This window comes from Pseudomonas sp. LBUM1674, assembly GCF_059695635.1.
Genome location: NZ_CP166779.1, coordinates 5,453,145 through 5,470,409, shown reverse-complemented (window position 1 = coordinate 5,470,409; position 17,265 = coordinate 5,453,145). Strand labels below are relative to the sequence as shown.

Genomic DNA, 17,265 nt, shown 5'->3' with positions numbered 1-17,265 from the left:
CGACATGCGTTTTGCCGTTCTCGGCAGCGGTAGCCAAGGGAACGGCACGCTGATAGCCAGCGCTGACACGTACGTGCTGGTGGATTGTGGTTTCTCCCTGCGGGAAACCGAAAAACGCCTGTTGCGCCTGGGTGTAAACCCGGCGCAACTGAGCGCGATACTCGTGACCCACGAACATGCCGACCACGTGCATGGCGTGGGTTTACTGTCTCGGCGTTACAATCTGCCTGTCTACCTCAGTCGCGGCACACTGCGCGGGATGCGCAAACCGATTGAACCGGCCGGCCTTCTGGCGGGCGGCGAGCAACTGCAGATCGGCAACCTGAGCATCGGTGTCATTGCCGTGGCCCACGATGCGCAAGAGCCGACGCAATACGTCTTCAGTGACGGTGAACGGCGCTTCGGCCTGTTGACCGACCTGGGCTCGTATTGCAACAAGGTGCTGGACGGCTATCGGGATCTCGATGCATTGATGATCGAGTCCAACCATTGCCGTGACATGCTGGCTCGCGGTCACTACCCGTACTTTCTCAAGCAGCGGGTGGGCGGCGAACTGGGACATTTGAACAACCACCAGGCGGCATTCCTGGTGTCCGAGTTGGGCTGGCAAGGCCTGCAACACCTGGTCCTGGCCCATCTGAGCAGCAAGAACAACCTGCCGCAGCTGGCCCGGCAATGTTTTGTCGACACCCTCGGGTGCGACCCGGACTGGCTGCAACTGGCCGATCAAGATTCAGGGCTCGACTGGCGACACATCGCCTAGCCCACCTACTTAGCAAGCGGAGCCCATCATGGAAAAACGTGAAGAACTCTACCGCGGCAAAGCCAAATCGGTTTACAAGACCGACGACGCTGACCGCTTGATCCTGCTGTTTCGCAACGACACTTCGGCGTTCGACGGCAAGCGCATCGAGCAGCTCGACCGCAAAGGCATGGTGAACAACAAGTTCAACGCCTTCATCATGCAGAAACTCGAAGCAGCCGGCGTGCCGACCCAATTCGACAAACTGCTGGGCGACAACGAATGCCTGGTGAAAAAACTCGACATGATCCCGGTCGAGTGCGTCGTGCGTAACTACGCCGCCGGCAGCCTGGTCAAGCGCCTGGGCGTCGAAGAAGGCATGAAGCTCAACCCTTACACCTTCGAACTGTTCCTGAAAGACGACGCCAAGGGCGACCCGTTCATCAACGAATCCCACGTCGTGGCCTTCGGTTGGGGCACCGCCGAGCAACTGGTTCGCATGAAAGAACTGTCGCTCAAGGTCAACGAAGTCCTGAACAAACTGTTCGACGACGCCGGCCTGCTGCTGGTCGACTTCAAACTCGAATTCGGCGTGTTCTCCGACGGCTCCATCGTCCTGGGCGACGAATTCAGCCCGGACGGCTGCCGCCTGTGGGACAAGGCCACCGGCAAGAAAATGGACAAGGACCGCTTCCGCCAGGGCCTCGGTGATGTCATCGAAGCTTACGAAGAAGTTGCCAATCGTCTGGGTGTGCCGCTTTAATCGACGCAAGCATCTGAAAGCACAGAAATATTTCGCTTAGGGGGTTCGCTTCCTGCGAAAGTGTTGTTATGATGCGCGCCGTTGGAGAGATGCCAGAGTGGCCGAATGGGACGGATTCGAAATCCGTTGTACCTTCACCGGTACCTAGGGTTCGAATCCCTATCTCTCCGCCATTACATAGAAAAAGCCCCGTAGCTGAAAAGTTACGGGGCTTTTTCGTTTCTGCTGTCTCGTCCTGAATAAGGTTTACAGCTTCTGGGCGCTTATCAGGAAGGTGAACCGAGCTGACGCGGTAGCGGGAGCGATTGTGTCAAATCGCCGCGAACAGCGAGCCTTTGTGGTTGTCACTCGATGGACACCTATCCTTCCTCTGACACCGGACTGCGACTATCGGCAACCTCCTCAGCCTGCCCCCACACCTGCAGCAACACACGGATGAAGTCGGGGAACAGCACCCGATTGCCATGCCCGCTCAGGTGGTCGGCATCGAAATAAAGCGGCTGGCCGTCGCGGTCGAACGCTGAGCAGATCGGTCCGGGACATAGCAGCGCAAATGGGTCCCAGACAGTCAGGTTGAGGTAGTCGCGCTGCAGTTCCCGCAGCTGTTGCATCTGCTGCACGCGAAGGGTCTCCAGCTGCTCACGCGTGGCGCTCAGGCCCGGCGCACAGACCGGGTTCATGCGATTGAACCAGTCGGAGCAACGATTGGCCGGGGCCCTGAACAGCGGCTTGGGCGCATCGATCACCACCTGCAGGCCGGCAGCCTGCAACCGCATCAGCACCGCGTGGGCCGATGCCATGGCTTCGGCACGTGAATCGGCATTGAGCTCGGCGAGCGCTTCGGCCCAGGCCGCTTGCGGGTCGCCCGCCCAGTCGCGTCCGGCCAGCTCCGGCATCCGCAAAGAAGCGAGCAGGACGATGTCGCCGGGTTTGGCGCTGGCTTCGATCGCTTGCAATGCCGCCTCCCGGCTCTGTGCACACGCCGGTGGATCGCCACCGATCAAGCGCACGACGCCGCAACCGCCGCGCTCGTGCTCGATAACCTCGACACCCAGTTGCAGGGAGGCCAGCTTGAGCAGCGTGCGATATGCGGCAGTGTGCGAATCGCCTAGCACGAAGATCTGACGCCCGGCCAGCGGCGGCCCTTCTATCGTCGGTAGCGGTTCGCGCGGTTGATGTCGATAGGCCATCCAGGTGTAGGTATCGGCGGTGCGGCTGATGGAGATTCGGTCTGGATTCTCTGCAATCCAACGCGCGCCCAACAGGGATAGGCCGACGGCAACGAAGCAGGCAGCGGCGGTCGCCCAGGTGCGGCGCTGCACAATCGACTTACCCGTGCGAATCGGGGTTTCAACCCAGTGGTAGGAGGCCGCCGCCAGTGCCAGGACCAGCAGAGGGTAGGCCCACTGCACCAATAGCAGCTCGAAGCCGACGGTCCAGCGGATGAACACCGCGACCGGCCAGTGCCACAAATACAGCGAGTAGGACAGGCGCCCCAGGTAGGTCGCCCCGCGCGATTGCAGCAGCCAATGCGCGACTGACGGTGCGGAGCTGCCGGGCAGCACCACGGCGGTAATCATCAGCAGCGTGCCGGCCACCGTAGTCAGTGCCCAGGGCAGCGGGAATCCTTTGGTATCGGCCTGCATGAAGCCAAGCAGGACCAGGGCGAAGCCGACTGACAGCATGAGCGTCAAGCAGCGGTCAGAGGGTGCTTGCGCCGGGCGCCGTTGCAGCACCTGGTACAACAACGCTCCAGAAGCCAGTTCCCAGAATCGTGAGGGCAGCAAGTAGAACGCGGCCAGCGGATCGCTGCCAGTCTGCACCACACCGACGACCAGCGAGGCCAGGGCCAGCGCTGGCAGCAAAGCCCACAACAGCGGCACCCGCTGGCGATGGCGCAGCCACAGGAACCAGATGACGGGGAATATCAGGTAGAACTGCTCTTCGACGCCCAGCGACCAAGTGTGCAGATACGGGTTCAGATTAGCGCCGGGCGCGAAATAGGTATCGGTGTTCCAGGCCAGCACGAAGTTGCTCAGACCGAGAAATGCGGCCATCCCGGTGTTGTTGTTTTGCTCACTGAGCCAGACCTGGGGCAGCAGCATCGCCGAGAGCACAAAGCTCGCGATCAGCACCACCAACAGCGCGGGCAACAGGCGCAGCAGGCGCCGCCGGTAGAACCCGAGCAGGTAATCGACGAAGCCCAGGTCGCGTCGCTCGGACAGTGACTGGCTGATCACAAAGCCGGAGATCACGAAGAACATATCCACGCCAGTGAAGCCGCCCGGGAGCAGCGACAGGTAATCGGCGTGGTAGATCAGGACAGCCATCACCGCGATCGCCCGCAGGCCGTCGATGGCAGGGATGTAACCGCTGGCGGGTCGATGCATCGGCGAAGTACCTCAAGCGGTCGTGAGCGAAAGCTATGTCTTGAGTGAGCGAGTACGCACACGGTCGCGGGGGTGAGCCTGGCAACGATGCAGGCGACGCAACGATCACGCCAGCGATCCGGATTGAACGCCAAATTTGGTTAGCCAATCAAATCGATATATTGAGAATTTGTAACGGTTGAACCACTTGGAGGAAAGCGTACGGTTATTGTACGGATGGTAATTGACTCTCGTTTGTTCGTACGTCTAGTATCCGTACATTGCAAATGAGATTCTCTGATCCGGAGTGAGGCTGAACCCATGCTTACCCACGCTTCGGGACTGGGATGCAACAAAATGACACCAGTAAGGGAAAATATTCTCTCTGAAAGCGGGTACACCCCATGCTAGAAATCAACGAAATACTCAAAGCACCAAAAAACGCTCGGCTTGAACTCAAAACCACGGACGTCGCCAAGGAGTTCATCCGCAAGGCCGCAGCCATTTCTGGGCTGGATATGACTTCTTTCATTATTTCGTCTGCCTTTGAGAAGGCGGAGGAGGTGATGGAAAAACATCGGCGGATCGAAATGTCGGAGCAAGCGTATGCCCGAGCCTTGGAGATTCTCAACGAGGATACAACTCCAACGCCTGGACTACTGAACCTGATGAGAGGGAAGCATGAGGACAAAAGCGATTCCGGCTTATGAAATCGACAACCATTTGCAGGCCCGTCTTGAGACTTACCTTTATCTGAAAGATTTCGATTGTGGGCTTGCCATGATGGACGAGTACTACAAAAGCAGTTTGAAGCGTGCCTTGAAGAGCGAAAACATCCGGGGTATTGGTGCGATTAATCCGGCAAGCGAAGTCGTTGGCTTTGGTACGCTCACACTGGGGCATATTGGCAGGATGCTAGCGAAATCCGCCATCAAAAAATCGAACCTGCCGTCTCAACTGCCCGTGGTGCGGATGGTGATGTTTGGCGTGGACCGTCGATATCAGGGGCTTGGAATTGGACAGGAAATCCTGAGACATACATTCATTCAGGCGGCCAAGGTTCACAACGAGGTGCCTATCAGGGGCTTGTATCTGGACGCGGCGCCGAATGCAGTTTCGTATTATGAGTCCTTGGGTTTTCAATCCCTGAGCGGGCCGGATGTCAGGGGAGGAGTTCCCATGCTCATCAGCATCGAGCCGATCCTGCGGGCGATTGTCGACTCGCCCGAGTAGCTAATGGATGTCCCTATCCAGCCCATAGCCAGATACAAGTTCGGCGGTACCGCAGGAAACAGCACCTCCGTCGCACCCTCCCTCAGAAAATTCCCCGGCCTCTTTGCGTGCAGAGCGCATCAGCGCATCTAGCTCCTCCGCGCCGGGGTCAGAGAAAAGGTCCTGGAAAACGTAAAGACGCAATGCAACACCCTTGAAGTAGTGAGTCGTTACAGGAAAGCAGTAGAGGGGTAGACGCAGCATCGGTTTTACTCTGCCCCACATGGCCGCTGCTTTGCGATTGCGATGACGTGATTGTCGACGCCAATCACTTGGCATGCTGCTCTCCAGCAAGGACGATCACTATGCATGACACGGAAGCTAAACCGGGTTCGCTCAGCGCACCTTTATCCACCAGCCGCAGGACCCTCCTGCAGTCGCCGACATGCCTGACGGATGCCATTGGTGTCCTCTCTCCAGCCGATTTGTCGGGTGCCACTACGCTGGCCTGCATCGCCACTGATCTGGCGCTGACACGAGTGGAGTTGAAGCGAGTGGCCATCATGGCTCAGGACGGCATGGCGCGCGCAATTCGCCCGGTGCACAGCCCGTTCGATGGCGACTTGGTGTTCGCGCTGTCGACCGGGCAACGTGAGGTGCACGGCAGCCGCGAACTTGCTGTACTAGAGATTGGCGCCCTGGCCGCAGATACCCTGACTCGCGCGATTGCTCGCGGCGTGTATGCCGCCACCCCCTGGCCGGACAGTCAGGTCAATGTTGCATTGGCACAGGCTGATCGATGATGTGGCGTTTCGTTCAGGGCATTTTTAGCTGCACTCTCAACCACACTTGGAGGCCGCCTCGGAACACCAGGCTATTAGATGCTCACCGGAAGTTTTTCGATTTTCGGTTGTGCGGTGATTCCAAAAAACGCCGCTTCCCAACTTTTGGGTACGCGGCGTTTTTTTCAAGTCTGTGTTGGATGATTCTCTTCATGCATCGGCGGTGTGATCCGCGGCTGTTTACCCCCTAACTGGTATCATGATTTAATACCATGAATAGCAAGCAACACGATACTCTCAAAGCGGTGTTCGCAAGGCCGACACCCGCCACGCTGGAATGGGCGCGTATCGAGTCGCTTTTTGGCGCGGCTGGCGCCAAGACCATTGAAGGCAATGGGTCGCGGGTACGCTTCGAACTGAACGGTGTGGTTGCTACCTTTCACCGGCCCCACCCAGACAAAGAAGCAAAGCCCTACCAGGTTCGTGATGCGCGGGCTTTCCTCGAACAAGCAGGAGTCACCCCATGAACGTAATGAACTATCAAGGCTATGCCGCCCGAATTGAATACAGCGACGAAGACGGTTTGTTTGTCGGCCGTATTGCGGGTATCAAGGATATCGTTGGCTTTCATGGCGAGTCAGTACGGGAGCTTCGAGAAGCCTTTGCAGAGGCCGTCACTGATTATCTGGATACGTGTGCCAAGCTCGGCCGCACACCGCAGAAACCTTATTCGGGCAATCTCAGTCTGCGTTTGGCGCCAGCGCTCCACGCTACCGTCGCGGTAAAAGCTCAGTTAGCTCGCAAAAGTATCAATCAGTGGGTAGCTGACGTTCTTGATCGTGAGGCGCATGCCTGACCAAGGCCTGACATAGGGCGGCGCACCAGGCGCGACCGGTGATCCGTACAGAAAAAAGCAGTGTTCCCACATAACCGAAGAGTCGAGCACATAGCGAAGCAGTGCGAAGTCGGTGACTGTCCCGCTCATTAGCTATCCTGCAACACAGTGCCAATCACCGGCTTCGGGGGAGTGCATGAACAGATGGCGACGGCTTTGGTTGGTTGTAAAGCTGCTGGCAGCCGTGGCGGCCTGCGTGTACGTCGCTGTCCAGGCTTCTCGCTACATGCTGGAAAGCCCCGACGCAGCGCAAATTCATCCCCTGAGCATTCTGGTTGTCGGGCTGATCTTCGGCTTCGCTACCTTCGGGCTTCTGTCACTGGTCGGATGGATTGCACGACTTTTCCTGCCTTTCCCGGATCCAGTAATCCCCACGGTAGCGGCTCAACCTCAAACAACGCCTGAGGAAGATGCGCCGCTGACGCCGGAAATACCTCCGATCCTGCCGGCTGACGATTCGTCTCAACAGAAAAATCAGTGAACCGACCTCAGGCAGCTTTCGGAAATTAAACGCAAACTGCATCAGGCTACTCACCTCTGCGCATAGACGCCGATTGCGACACCTACCTAAACTGTCGGCAGACACAGGGATCGGGATCAGTGGATGAATCGTAACGAATTACGAAAGGCCGATATCAACCTGATGGTGGTGTTCGAGACCCTGATGCTCGAACGCAATGTCACGCGCGTGGCGGAGAAGCTGTTTCTCGGTCAGCCGACCATCAGCTCGGCCCTCAACCGTTTGCGCGTGATGTTCAACGATCCGCTGTTCATTCGCGTCGGCCATCGCATGGAGCCGACGGCGCGGGCCGAGGAGATCATTCGGCACCTGTCGCCGGCGCTGGATTCGTTGTCGGTGGCCTTGAGCCAGACCCATGATTTCGACCCTGCCAGCAGCTCCATGACCTTCCGTATCGGACTGTCGGACGATGTCGAGTTTGGCCTGCTGCCGCCGTTGCTCCTTGCCTTGCGCCAGGAAGCGCCGAAGGTGGTGTTCGTGGTGCAGCATGTCGATTACTGGCGGATTCCGGATTTGCTGGCGTCCGGCGATATCACCGTCGGCATCAGCCAGACCCGCGGGCTGCCGGCCAATGCCAAGCGCAAGTTGCTTCGGCATATCCAGCCCAACGTGTTGCGCGCCGACGCTTGCGATACGCCGCTGACCCTCGATGAATATTGCTCGCGCCCCCACGTGCTGGTGTCCCATACCGCCAATGTCAGCGGTTATGCCGATGAGTGGCTGGCGGAGATTGGCCGGACGCGCCATGTAGTGCTCTCGGTGCCGCAATACAGTTCTTTGCCAGCCTTGCTTGCCGGGACTGACCTGATCGCCAGCCTGCCGGATTACACCGCCGAAGCGATGGCTGCGTCCGGGGTGCTGTTCAGGGAACCGTTTCCGTTCCAGACGCCGACGCTGGACCTGTCGATGGTCTGGCTCAGCCATGTCGATACCGATCCGGCCGAGCGCTGGTTGCGGTCGCGGCTGGAGGCGTTCATGAGTGAGCGCGCGGTGTTGCCGCTGCCCGAGTGAGCAGGGCGGCACTGTGTTATATGTACGACCCCCTTCCGCCCACTTTCAGGAGCAACGTCATGCCTCATCTGCACATGGAATACACCGCCAACCTGCCTGAGCTGAATGCCGATGTGGCGTTGATCCGGCTCAACAATGCGCTGGTGGCTTCCGGTCAGTTCGCTGCCGAATTCGACATCAAGAGCCGTGCGGTGAAGGTCGAGACGTTCAAGGTCGGTACTGCATTGACTGAGCGGGCGTTCGTGCATGTGAAGCTGGCGTTGTTGAGTGGTCGCTCAGGGCAGATCAAGAAGCAGTTGTCGGAAAGCCTGCTGGCGGTGGTGCAGGACCTGTGTCAGTGGCCGACGGGCGTTGAAGTCCAGCTGGCCGTGGAAATCCTCGACATCGATCGCGAGTCCTACACCAAGATCGCCATCGGTCACTGAGTGTCAGGCCTTTTCCTGCTCGATGCAGGCCTGGGCCACTTGCTCGCGCAACCAGGTATTGGCGCTGTCCTGATCGGCACTTTGACTCCACTGCATGCCGAGGGTGAACCCCGGCAGGCCGTTGGGCGCTTCGCAACGCTTGAAGATCGCCTCGCTGGCCAGCAATTGCTGGATGCGTCGGGGCAAGGTCACGATGCAGTCGGTGCCGATGATCAGTTTCAGCGCCGCGCTGTAGCTGTTGGCGCGCGCGACGATCTGCCTTTTTTGCGCCTGCTGCGCCAGCCAGCCGTCGACCATGTTGGTGTTGGATGTCCAGGGTGTCGGGAACACATGCCGGCGCGCGACGAAGGCTTGCAGGCTTAGACGCGGCTCCAGCGGTGTGGCGCGCTTATCGAAGACACAGACCAGGTCATCCTCCAGCAATACCCGGGATTTGAGGTCGCTGTGGCTGCGATGGAAATTGGGGCCGAAGCCAATCACCAAGTCCAGGCTGCCATCGCGCAGTGCTTCGGCCGGGATGTCGCTTTCTAATTTGTGCATGTTGATCATCACCGGCAGGTCGGCGAAATCGAAGCGTTTCAGCAGGCGCGGCAAAATCAGTTGCTCGAAGTACTCCGGTGCACAGATGTTGAACGTGACCAGCTGCAAGGCCGGGTCGAACGTCTGGGCGCCGGCGTGACACAGGTTGATGCTTTCGAGGATTTTCAGCACGTGGGTGTACATGGTGCTGGCTTTGTAGGTGGGGCGCATACCGGCGCGGGTATTGATGAACAGCTCGTCTTCGAAACTGGTGCGCAGCTTTTTCAGGCAGTAACTCACGGTGGACTGGCTGACGCAGAGTGTCTCGGCTACACCGGTGACGCTGCTTTGCTCGTACACGGCGACAAACACCATGAGGTCCTGCATGTCGAGCTTTCTAAGCAAATTGCTGTTCAGCATCCGTTCCGTCTCGCTGCGTTCCTTGCGCTGAACATGCGCAATCGTGTGCGAAAGATCCTAACGGAACGATGGTGCCAGGAGAATGCCTTGTAGGAAGTTTCACGGATAATTGTGAGGTGGTTGCCAAAAGCCATCAGCCATTGAACGGTGACAGGCGCCGTGCGTCGGCTAAGCATGGGCATGGGCATGGGCATGGGCATGGGCATCAACATCAACATCAACATCAACAGCGCCCGCGTGCCGATTGCATGACGCCAATCGTCCGTTCCGGATTAGTGGATGTGTCTGGCGTAATGCCGTGGGTCGAAGCGCAGGACCATCAAGATCATCAGCGCCATGACGCCGGTCAGTGACCACCACGCCCATTCGAAGCTGCCGAATTGATCGCGGATGATCCCGGCCATCAGCGGCGAAAGGCCGGCGATCAGGTAGCCGACGCCTTGCACGAAGGCGGTCAACCCACCGGCACGCTCCGGGTCGTCCAGGTGATCCAGCGACACGATCAGGCTCATTGGAAACAACCCGCCGATGCCCAGCCCCAACAGACATGGCCACAACAGGCTCAGGTGTTGCGGGCCGAGAATCAGTCCGCAGAACCCGGTCATGACCAGTGCGAGCAACACCACCAACACCAGGCGCCGATCGCGGCTACGGTTGGCGATGGCCGGCGTCAGCAGGCCGGACAACACCTCCATGGCGGTCAGGAATCCCAGGAGCAACCCGGCGTTCTGTTCGCTCCAGCCCTTTTCCACGTAGTACGGCGCCAGCCAGGCCAGCACACAGGTGTAGGACGCTGTACCGAGGCCGAAAAAGATCGCCAGCAACCAGGCGCGGGAATTGCTGAAGAAGGGTTCGTTACGTGATGACGCCGAAACCAGCGTCGGCATCCCCGCGCGCTGGCCGCACCAGAACAGCAACGCCACCAGCGCCAGCGCCGCCCAGATCGCCAGGCCCACGCGCCAACTGCCGGTCCGGGTCATCACCAGCGGCGCAAAAGACGCGGCGATGGCGGCACCGCCCATGATCGAGGTGACGTAAAGGCCCATGCACACGGAAACGTTATCGCTGAAGCGGGACTTGATCAGCGCTGGCATCAACGCCTGGATCAGCGCGATACCGATACCCGCCAGCACGGCGCTGAGGATCAGTTCGGCCGCCGAATCGAGGAACAGACGCGACACGGTGGCCACGCCGATAATCAGCAACGAGAGCGCCACGGTGCGCTGTTCCCCGAGTCGTTGGCTGACCCTGAGACCGAAGAACATCGCCAGTCCCATCGCCATAACCGGCAGCATGGTCAGCAGCGAGGCCAGGCTGAAACTCAGCGCAATGTCGCCGCGCATGGCGGACAACAAAGGACCCACGGCGGCCATGGAGGGGCGCAGGTTCAGGGCGACGAGAATGATGCCGACCATCAGCCAGAAGGCAGGGCGGGACGTTGCGCGGACGTTTTCCATCAATCGGACCTTGAATGACAAGGTGCCGATTAGGCGCGGGAGGGCTGGAGGCCGCAAATCAGAATGTCTGGGGCAGTATTTAAAAATTAAATATCTCTGTCGGAACACAGTCCCCTGTGGGAGCGGGCTTGCCCGCGATAGCGGACTGTCATTCGACATAGTTGTTGAATGTGAAACCGCCATCGCGGCGGTGCGGCGATCCGACAAGCCCGCTCCCACAGGGAATGCAGTGTGTGGAAGATCTTCTATTAAGTGTTCATTGAATGTTTAGCCAACCCACACCCAAAGTTCTTCAAATCCCGATTTAACGACTTAACCGCCCGTGTGACGCTGCTGCTCATCTGTCTGCTGCGGTTTTCTCTATGGACGTTTGTCCAGTCGCACTCCCTTCCGAACTCGCCTTCTGGGCGCTGTGGCATTGCCGTCACGCGCGCCCGCCGGATTCCCACCTTTCCCGTTGATAGTTCTTACAGGTCCCGCGCTGTGCGCTGGATCAAAATGGCGACGCCTGTGCGTTTGCCTGACGCGAATACAAGAGAATTCCCATGAGTAGTGCCACAACCTCCTTCGCCTCCATGCAAGAAGCCCTGACCTTTCTCGAACAGAACCCGGATATCGAGATGTTCGAGTTGTTCATCCTCGACAACAACGGCGTGCCCCGGGGCAAGTTGCTGCACCGCGATGAGTTGCTGGCGGTGTACGAAAGCGGGCGGCCATTGCCGAGCACCATTCTCGGCCTGACCATCAACGGCGATGACGTTGAAAACTCAGGGCTGGTCTGGGACGTGGGTGATATCGATTGTCGGGCCTACCCGATCAGCGGCAGTCTGACGCGCATGCCGTGGCGATTGATGCCAACGGCGGCGGTGCAGGTCAGCATGCACCCGAAAGAGGGCATGCCCGCGACCATTGCCGATCCACGGCATCTGCTGGCAAAAGTCATCGAAGGCTTGCAGGCCGACGGTTATTACCCGGTGATGGCGGCGGAGCTGGAGTTTTACCTGCTGGATCAGCAGCGCGACAGCAACGGTCGGCCGCAGCCGGCGCGGGATGTCGATGGCGGGCGTCCGCGTGCGACTCAGGTCTACGGCTTGCGTGAGCTGGAGCAGATCGAACCGTTCCTGGCCGACCTCTACAGCGCCTGCAAACTCCAGGGCATTCCGGCGCGCACTGCAATTTCCGAATACGCGCCGGGGCAGGTGGAGATCACCCTCAAACACCGCACCGACGCCTTGCAGGCGATGGACGAAGCGGTGCGTTACAAAAGGCTGGTCAAGGGCGTGGCACACAAGCACGGCATGGCGGCGTGCTTCATGGCCAAACCCTTTGACGACCTGGCGGGCACCGGAATGCACATGCACGTCAGCCTGGCGGACAAGGACGGCAACAACCTGTTCGCCAGCGAAGCCCCGGATGGCACCCCGCTGCTGAAACAGGCAGTTGCGGGGATGCTCGGCACTTTGCTCGATTCGTTGTTGCTGTTCTGTCCCAACGCCAACTCTTACCGCCGTTTCCAGACCAACAGCTACGCGCCATTGGCGGTTACCTGGGGCGTGGACAATCGCACCGTGAGCTTGCGTGTGCCCGGCGGGCCGGCGTTCTCGCGGCATATCGAGCATCGTATCTGCGGCGCCGACGCCAACCCGTATCTGGCGGCGGCGGCGATCCTGGCCGGTATCCATCGCGGCATTCGCGAACAACTCGACCCGGGCGCACCGGTGGAGGGCAATGGTTACGCCCAGGCCACGCAACTGTTGCCCACCGACTGGCTGACCACCTTGCGGGCGCTGGAAGGGTCGAGCTGGGCGCGGGAGGCGTTCGGCGCTGAGTTTCTTGGCGTTTATCTGGCGGTGAAGCGTGCCGAATACCGACAGTTCATGGGTGAAGTCGGTGAGCAGGACTGGCGCTGGTATTTGAATCAAGCCTGAACAGAACCTGAACCATTCTCAAATAAATTAAAAGTTATGAACTAGTACCCGGAGCCAACTAATCGTTGGCTTCTTTTTCACAAAAAATTGATGGTTGGCTGCTTAAAGTTTGTGCTGTCGCGGTCAATGAAATTTTCACATTGACCGACGGCACTTCTTTTCAGGAACAGCCGATCATCATGTTGAAGATTAAAGCCGTGCCCCCCGAGTGGGTGACACTGATTGCCAGCGCCTTGTTATTAACGGCGTTCAATCCAGTGCTCTGGCAACACCTGTTTGCAATCACCGCGTCTGACGGCAAAGGCCTGGTCGTGCGCGTGGCTTTCGGGGTGATGATCCTCGGCGCGTTTAACCTTGTGCTGACCCTGCTGGCTTTCCGGGGCGTGATGAAACCGGTGCTGACGCTGATCTTCATGGTCAGTGCCGGCGTGGCCTACTTCATGAGTCAATATGGCGTGCTGATCGACATCGGCATGCTGCGCAACTTTGCACAGACCAATGCGACGGAAGTACGCGACTTACTCTCGATAAAACTACTTGTTTATATTCTGTTGCTGGGCATTCTCCCGTCGTGGTTGTTGTGGATGACACCGATCAGTTATCGTCGCTGGCACCGTGAACTGTTAAGTAAAGTGCTGGTGTGTGTCGCTTCGGTCGCTGTTGTGGGCGGCGTTGCGTTGATCAACTACCAGGGCTTGTCTTCGTTATTTCGCAATCACCATGAGTTACGCTTGATGGTGGTGCCAAGTAACTACATCGGTGCCACGGCCAGCTACTTGCGCGAACAAGTGGTCTCTGCGCGGCAGCCTTTTGTCAAAGTAGGTGAAGACGCCGAGAGAAACCCGGCCTGGCAAACCCATGCCCGTAAATCCTTGACCGTACTGGTGGTGGGCGAAAGTGCCCGGGCCGAGAATTTCGGCATCCTCGGCTATGACCGCAACACCACGCCAAAACTGGATAAAGAGGCCGGCCTGATCGCCTTCACCGATGTGCATTCCTGCGGCACGGAAACAGCCGTATCGGTGCCGTGCATGTTCTCCAACATGGGCCGCAAGGATTACAACGCCGGCAAGGCGAAAAACGAAGAGAGCTTGCTGGATGTACTCAAGCGCGCGGGCCTTGACGTGATCTGGCGCGATAACCAATCGGGCTGCAAAGGCACCTGCGATCGGGTCACCCTCGACGACGTCAGCAACCTCAAGGACCCGGTGCTGTGCGCCAACAGTGAATGCCGTGATGAAATTCTGCTGCAGGGCCTGCAGCACTTCATCGATACCCTGGATAAGGATACGGTGCTGGTGTTGCATCAGATGGGCAGTCACGGTCCGGAATATTTCAAGCGCTACCCGAAAGAGTACGAACGCTTTACCCCGGTCTGCGACAGCAACGCGCTGAACAATTGCAGTCGCGAAAGTATCGTTAACGCCTACGACAACACCCTGGTGTACACCGACCACGTGCTGTCGACCCTGATCGATCTGTTGCGCAGCAATCAGGACAAAGTCGATACCGCCATGCTGTACCTGTCGGATCACGGCGAGTCCCTGGGTGAATACAACCTGTTCCTCCACGGCACGCCTTACCTGCTGGCGCCGGAACAACAGAAGCATGTCGCGATGCTCGCCTGGTTCTCCGACAGCTATCAAAAATCGTTCTCGGTGGACACCCACTGCCTGCAACTGAGCCGTGAGAAGCCCTTGAGCCAGGACAACCTGTTCCATTCGATGCTCGGTCTGCTGGAGGTCAACAGCAAGGTCTACAACCAGGATCTGGATATGTTCGCCGGTTGCCGCGGTGCCGTGATCGACGGTGTGCTGGCCAAAGAATGAAGGCTTCGACCTTTTTTTCACGCTCCCGCCGCTAAGCTGCGGCGGGTTCATATTCCTACTAGAGTCATTGCACATGCCCGCGCAACCCCCCTCCGCCATTGAACTGGAGTTCGCCCGGCGCTACGACCGGGAACATGCCCGCGTCTGCCTTCAGTCGCGACCGCATGGCCTGGGGCGGCGTTTGACGTTCTGGCGCGACGAGCAGTTGGTGCGCAGCGCACTCAAGGTGGCCGGCGAGCCGGGCCTGATCCTCGATGTGGCCTGCGGTGCCGGGCGCTTCTGGCCGGTATTGGCCGAGCATGCAAACCGGGTGATCCTCGCGTCGGATCCATCCCAGGACATGCTCGATCACGCCCAGACCCACCATCCGCAGAACCTGCTCGAGCGGATCAAGACCTTTCAGAGTTCAGCCTTCACCATCGATTTGTCGGCGAACGCGGTCGATTGCATTTTTTGCATGCAACTGTTTCAACACATCGACAGTACCGAGCATCGGTTGGCCATGCTCAAGGAGTTCCACCGGGTCAGCCGCGATACCGTGATAGTGGCGGTACGAATTGATGCGCATTTCAAACTGCGGTGCTCCGGCGCAGAGGTGGCACAGCCCCGGCAGTTGCCTGGCAAGGCCGAGGTTGAAGCCGAATTCAGGCAGGCGGGATTACGCTTGCTCAGCCATCAGGATTTCCTGCCCGGTTGCGCACGTATGCGGGTCTATGTGCTGCGTAAGACCAGATAACCTCCCTTTGTCAGACAATTCTTGCTAATTGGCGGGTATTTTCGCTAAAGCTCTTGTTCAGTGGATGCGTGGAAATCGCCTGCGGCGATATATACTGCGCGCCATTCTTCAAGGGAGAGCCGTGTGGCCATCGATATTCACTGGATTCGCGACAACGATAGCCTCGGTCGGTTTTGTGCCGAGTGGCAGCAGCTGCCGTTCGTTGCCCTCGACACCGAATTCATGCGGGTCGACACCTTTTATCCGATCGCAGGCCTACTGCAGATCGGCGATGGCGTACGCGCTTACCTGATTGACCCGCTGACCATCGACAACTGGCAGCCGCTGGCCGCGTTGCTGGAAAACCCGGCCGTGGTCAAAGTCGTCCATGCGTGCAGCGAAGACCTCGAGGTCCTGCTGCGCCTGACCGGCAGCCTGCCAGCGACGCTGTTCGACACTCAACTGGCCGCCGCTTACCTGAACCTGGGTTTCTCCATGGGGTATTCGCGGCTGGTGCAGGAAGTGCTCGGCATCGACCTGCCCAAGGGCGAGACCCGTTCCGACTGGCTGCAACGCCCGCTTTCCGACACCCAGATCAGCTACGCCGCTGAAGATGCCGTGCACCTGGCGGAAGTTTTCGTACAGTTGCGTCCGAAGCTTTCTGACGACAAGTACGCCTGGGTCCTGGAAGACGGTGCGGAGCTGGTGGCTAACCTGCGCCGCGAAATCGACCCGTACGAGGTCTATCGCGACGCCAAGCTGGCCTGGAAGCTGTCCCGTGCCCAACTCGCCGTATTGCGTGAGCTCTGCGCCTGGCGTGAGCGCGAGGCCCGTGCCCGTGATCTGCCGCGCAATCGCATTGTCCGTGAGCACTCCTTGTGGCCGCTGGCGCGGACTCAGCCGGACAACCTTGGCGCGCTGGCGAAAATCGAAGACATGCACCCGCGTACCGTGCGTCAGGACGGCGAATTCCTGCTTGATCTGATCAAGCGCTCTGGCAGTGTGTCGCCGGATCAATGGCCGCCTGCCGTGCCGGAGCCTTTACCGGTGGAGGCCGCCGCGCTGGTCAAACAGCTGCGGGCGATCGGCCAGGCCGAAGCCGAGCGCCTGAACATTGCGCCGGAACTGATGCTGCGCAAGAAAACCCTGGAAGCGCTGCTCAAGAGCGGTTTCCCCAATGGTCCTTACCAACTGCCTGATTCGCTGCGTGGCTGGCGCCGCGAATTAATGGGCCAGGCGCTGCTCGACAGCCTGGCCACCGCCGGAGAACAGCCTTGAAACGTATTTGCTCCATCTACCGAAGCCTGAAGAAAAACGAGATGTACCTCTACGTGCTCAAAAGCGATGCACTGGAACGCGTCCCGGAAAGCCTGATGGCTGCTTTCGGCAAACCGCATCACGCCTTCGACCTGGTGCTGAGCCCCGAGCGCAAACTGTCGCGCGAAGACATCACCCTGGTCCTGGAAAACCTCGACAAGCAGGGTTATCACCTGCAAATGCCACCGGCCGAGGACGAATACATCGAACATTTGCCGGAAGAATTGCTGCGACGCAACGACCCGATGTGATCGGCAGAGCATCTGTTCAGAGCTTCTGTGAAGAGCCGTCTCTTGAATCACTGGAATTGAATTTGGCGACGGCCAGGGCGATGGAGCGTTACTTCATCGGCGGTCGTCTG

At 59.0% G+C, this 17,265-nt stretch carries 18 protein-coding genes and 1 tRNA gene; 16 read left to right on the top strand and 3 right to left on the bottom strand.

Annotated features, from left to right (window positions below):
- The first annotated feature begins 4 nt into the window (after positions 1 to 4).
- From ACA067_RS25075 to ACA067_RS25065, 3 genes are all read left to right on the top strand, one after another.
- Positions 5 to 763 (top strand): MBL fold metallo-hydrolase, encoded by a 759-nt coding sequence (locus ACA067_RS25075; RefSeq protein WP_128871998.1) that lies wholly within the window; start codon positions 5 to 7, stop codon positions 761 to 763.
- Between the two features lie 28 nt (positions 764 to 791).
- Positions 792 to 1,505 (top strand): phosphoribosylaminoimidazolesuccinocarboxamide synthase, encoded by a 714-nt coding sequence (gene purC, locus ACA067_RS25070; protein WP_150745894.1) that lies wholly within the window; start codon positions 792 to 794, stop codon positions 1,503 to 1,505.
- An 83-nt stretch (positions 1,506 to 1,588) separates the two neighbouring features.
- Positions 1,589 to 1,678, top strand: a tRNA-Ser gene (locus ACA067_RS25065).
- A gap of 186 nt (positions 1,679 to 1,864) precedes the next feature.
- Here the strand turns inward: ACA067_RS25065 and ACA067_RS25060 are convergent.
- Entirely contained in the window at positions 1,865 to 3,895 is a 2,031-nt protein-coding gene (locus ACA067_RS25060; RefSeq protein WP_497458968.1) for an acyltransferase family protein, read from the bottom strand.
- Positions 3,896 to 4,278: 383 nt separating this feature from the next.
- Between ACA067_RS25060 and ACA067_RS25055 the strand changes: the two genes are divergently transcribed.
- The 8 genes from ACA067_RS25055 to ACA067_RS25020 all read left to right on the top strand — a co-directional run bounded on the left by ACA067_RS25055 (position 4,279) and on the right by ACA067_RS25020 (position 8,719).
- Positions 4,279 to 4,584, top strand: a complete 306-nt coding sequence (locus ACA067_RS25055; RefSeq protein WP_497458967.1) for a type II toxin-antitoxin system TacA family antitoxin — start codon at positions 4,279 to 4,281, stop codon at positions 4,582 to 4,584.
- Positions 4,556 to 5,107: a GNAT family N-acetyltransferase gene (locus tag ACA067_RS25050; RefSeq protein ID WP_497458966.1), complete on the top strand. Its 552-nt coding sequence runs from the start codon at positions 4,556 to 4,558 to the stop codon at positions 5,105 to 5,107. Before ACA067_RS25055 ends, ACA067_RS25050 begins: the two co-directional genes overlap by 29 nt.
- A gap of 344 nt (positions 5,108 to 5,451) precedes the next feature.
- Complete coding sequence (locus tag ACA067_RS25045) at positions 5,452 to 5,889, top strand: P1 family peptidase (RefSeq protein WP_497458965.1); 438 nt, start codon at positions 5,452 to 5,454, stop codon at positions 5,887 to 5,889.
- Positions 5,890 to 6,140: 251 nt separating this feature from the next.
- Positions 6,141 to 6,395, top strand: a complete 255-nt coding sequence (locus ACA067_RS25040) for a type II toxin-antitoxin system HicA family toxin (protein WP_497458964.1) — start codon at positions 6,141 to 6,143, stop codon at positions 6,393 to 6,395.
- Positions 6,392 to 6,724: a type II toxin-antitoxin system HicB family antitoxin gene (locus ACA067_RS25035; RefSeq protein ID WP_497458963.1), complete on the top strand. Its 333-nt coding sequence runs from the start codon at positions 6,392 to 6,394 to the stop codon at positions 6,722 to 6,724. Before ACA067_RS25040 ends, ACA067_RS25035 begins: the two co-directional genes overlap by 4 nt.
- Before the next feature lie 175 nt (positions 6,725 to 6,899).
- Entirely contained in the window at positions 6,900 to 7,244 is a 345-nt protein-coding gene (locus ACA067_RS25030; protein ID WP_497458962.1) for a hypothetical protein, read from the top strand.
- Positions 7,245 to 7,367: 123 nt separating this feature from the next.
- Entirely contained in the window at positions 7,368 to 8,294 is a 927-nt protein-coding gene (locus tag ACA067_RS25025) for a LysR substrate-binding domain-containing protein (RefSeq protein ID WP_497458961.1), read from the top strand.
- A gap of 59 nt (positions 8,295 to 8,353) precedes the next feature.
- Positions 8,354 to 8,719, top strand: coding sequence for a 5-carboxymethyl-2-hydroxymuconate Delta-isomerase (locus ACA067_RS25020; RefSeq protein WP_497458960.1), 366 nt, complete (start codon positions 8,354 to 8,356; stop codon positions 8,717 to 8,719).
- Positions 8,720 to 8,722: 3 nt separating this feature from the next.
- Here the strand turns inward: ACA067_RS25020 and ACA067_RS25015 are convergent, their stop codons facing one another.
- Both ACA067_RS25015 and ACA067_RS25010 read right to left on the bottom strand, forming a co-directional pair.
- On the bottom strand, positions 8,723 to 9,658 hold the full coding sequence (locus tag ACA067_RS25015; protein WP_497458959.1) for a LysR family transcriptional regulator: 936 nt from the start codon (positions 9,656 to 9,658) through the stop codon (positions 8,723 to 8,725).
- 272 nt (positions 9,659 to 9,930) lie between these two features.
- The gene (locus ACA067_RS25010) at positions 9,931 to 11,115 is read right to left on the bottom strand and encodes a cyanate transporter (RefSeq protein ID WP_497458958.1); all 1,185 of its coding nucleotides are present in this window, start codon (positions 11,113 to 11,115) and stop codon (positions 9,931 to 9,933) included.
- A gap of 545 nt (positions 11,116 to 11,660) precedes the next feature.
- Here ACA067_RS25010 and ACA067_RS25005 point away from each other — a divergent pair.
- The 5 genes from ACA067_RS25005 to ACA067_RS24985 all read left to right on the top strand — a co-directional run bounded on the left by ACA067_RS25005 (position 11,661) and on the right by ACA067_RS24985 (position 17,155).
- Positions 11,661 to 13,043 carry a glutamine synthetase family protein gene (locus ACA067_RS25005; RefSeq protein ID WP_497458957.1) on the top strand — a complete coding sequence of 461 codons (1,383 nt, stop codon included), beginning with the start codon at positions 11,661 to 11,663 and terminating at the stop codon, positions 13,041 to 13,043.
- A 179-nt stretch (positions 13,044 to 13,222) separates the two neighbouring features.
- Positions 13,223 to 14,872, top strand: a complete 1,650-nt coding sequence (locus tag ACA067_RS25000; RefSeq protein ID WP_497458956.1) for a phosphoethanolamine transferase — start codon at positions 13,223 to 13,225, stop codon at positions 14,870 to 14,872.
- Between the two features lie 73 nt (positions 14,873 to 14,945).
- Positions 14,946 to 15,608, top strand: a complete 663-nt coding sequence (locus ACA067_RS24995) for a class I SAM-dependent methyltransferase (RefSeq protein ID WP_497458955.1) — start codon at positions 14,946 to 14,948, stop codon at positions 15,606 to 15,608.
- A gap of 123 nt (positions 15,609 to 15,731) precedes the next feature.
- Positions 15,732 to 16,865: a ribonuclease D gene (rnd, locus tag ACA067_RS24990; protein WP_497458954.1), complete on the top strand. Its 1,134-nt coding sequence runs from the start codon at positions 15,732 to 15,734 to the stop codon at positions 16,863 to 16,865.
- Complete coding sequence (locus ACA067_RS24985; protein WP_307327718.1) at positions 16,862 to 17,155, top strand: YcgL domain-containing protein; 294 nt, start codon at positions 16,862 to 16,864, stop codon at positions 17,153 to 17,155. Before rnd ends, ACA067_RS24985 begins: the two co-directional genes overlap by 4 nt.
- The last annotated feature ends 110 nt before the right edge of the window (positions 17,156 to 17,265 follow it).

Bases quoted from the DNA above. Each gene is read 5' to 3' on its own strand.
- ACA067_RS25010 (WP_497458958.1), bottom strand. From the start codon at position 11,115: ATGGAAAACGTCCGCGCAACGTCCCGCCCTGCCTTCTGGCTGATGGTC.
- ACA067_RS25045 (WP_497458965.1), top strand. From the start codon at position 5,452: ATGCATGACACGGAAGCTAAACCGGGTTCGCTCAGCGCACCTTTATCC.
- ACA067_RS25000 (WP_497458956.1), top strand. From the start codon at position 13,223: ATGTTGAAGATTAAAGCCGTGCCCCCCGAGTGGGTGACACTGATTGCC.
- purC (WP_150745894.1), top strand. From the start codon at position 792: ATGGAAAAACGTGAAGAACTCTACCGCGGCAAAGCCAAATCGGTTTAC.
- ACA067_RS25020 (WP_497458960.1), top strand. From the start codon at position 8,354: ATGCCTCATCTGCACATGGAATACACCGCCAACCTGCCTGAGCTGAAT.
- ACA067_RS25005 (WP_497458957.1), top strand. From the start codon at position 11,661: ATGAGTAGTGCCACAACCTCCTTCGCCTCCATGCAAGAAGCCCTGACC.
- ACA067_RS25075 (WP_128871998.1), top strand. From the start codon at position 5: ATGCGTTTTGCCGTTCTCGGCAGCGGTAGCCAAGGGAACGGCACGCTG.
- ACA067_RS24995 (WP_497458955.1), top strand. From the start codon at position 14,946: ATGCCCGCGCAACCCCCCTCCGCCATTGAACTGGAGTTCGCCCGGCGC.
- ACA067_RS25015 (WP_497458959.1), bottom strand. From the start codon at position 9,658: ATGCTGAACAGCAATTTGCTTAGAAAGCTCGACATGCAGGACCTCATG.
- ACA067_RS25040 (WP_497458964.1), top strand. From the start codon at position 6,141: ATGAATAGCAAGCAACACGATACTCTCAAAGCGGTGTTCGCAAGGCCG.
- ACA067_RS25060 (WP_497458968.1), bottom strand. From the start codon at position 3,895: ATGCATCGACCCGCCAGCGGTTACATCCCTGCCATCGACGGCCTGCGG.
- ACA067_RS25025 (WP_497458961.1), top strand. From the start codon at position 7,368: ATGAATCGTAACGAATTACGAAAGGCCGATATCAACCTGATGGTGGTG.
- ACA067_RS25050 (WP_497458966.1), top strand. From the start codon at position 4,556: ATGAGGACAAAAGCGATTCCGGCTTATGAAATCGACAACCATTTGCAG.
- ACA067_RS25055 (WP_497458967.1), top strand. From the start codon at position 4,279: ATGCTAGAAATCAACGAAATACTCAAAGCACCAAAAAACGCTCGGCTT.
- ACA067_RS25030 (WP_497458962.1), top strand. From the start codon at position 6,900: ATGAACAGATGGCGACGGCTTTGGTTGGTTGTAAAGCTGCTGGCAGCC.
- ACA067_RS25035 (WP_497458963.1), top strand. From the start codon at position 6,392: ATGAACGTAATGAACTATCAAGGCTATGCCGCCCGAATTGAATACAGC.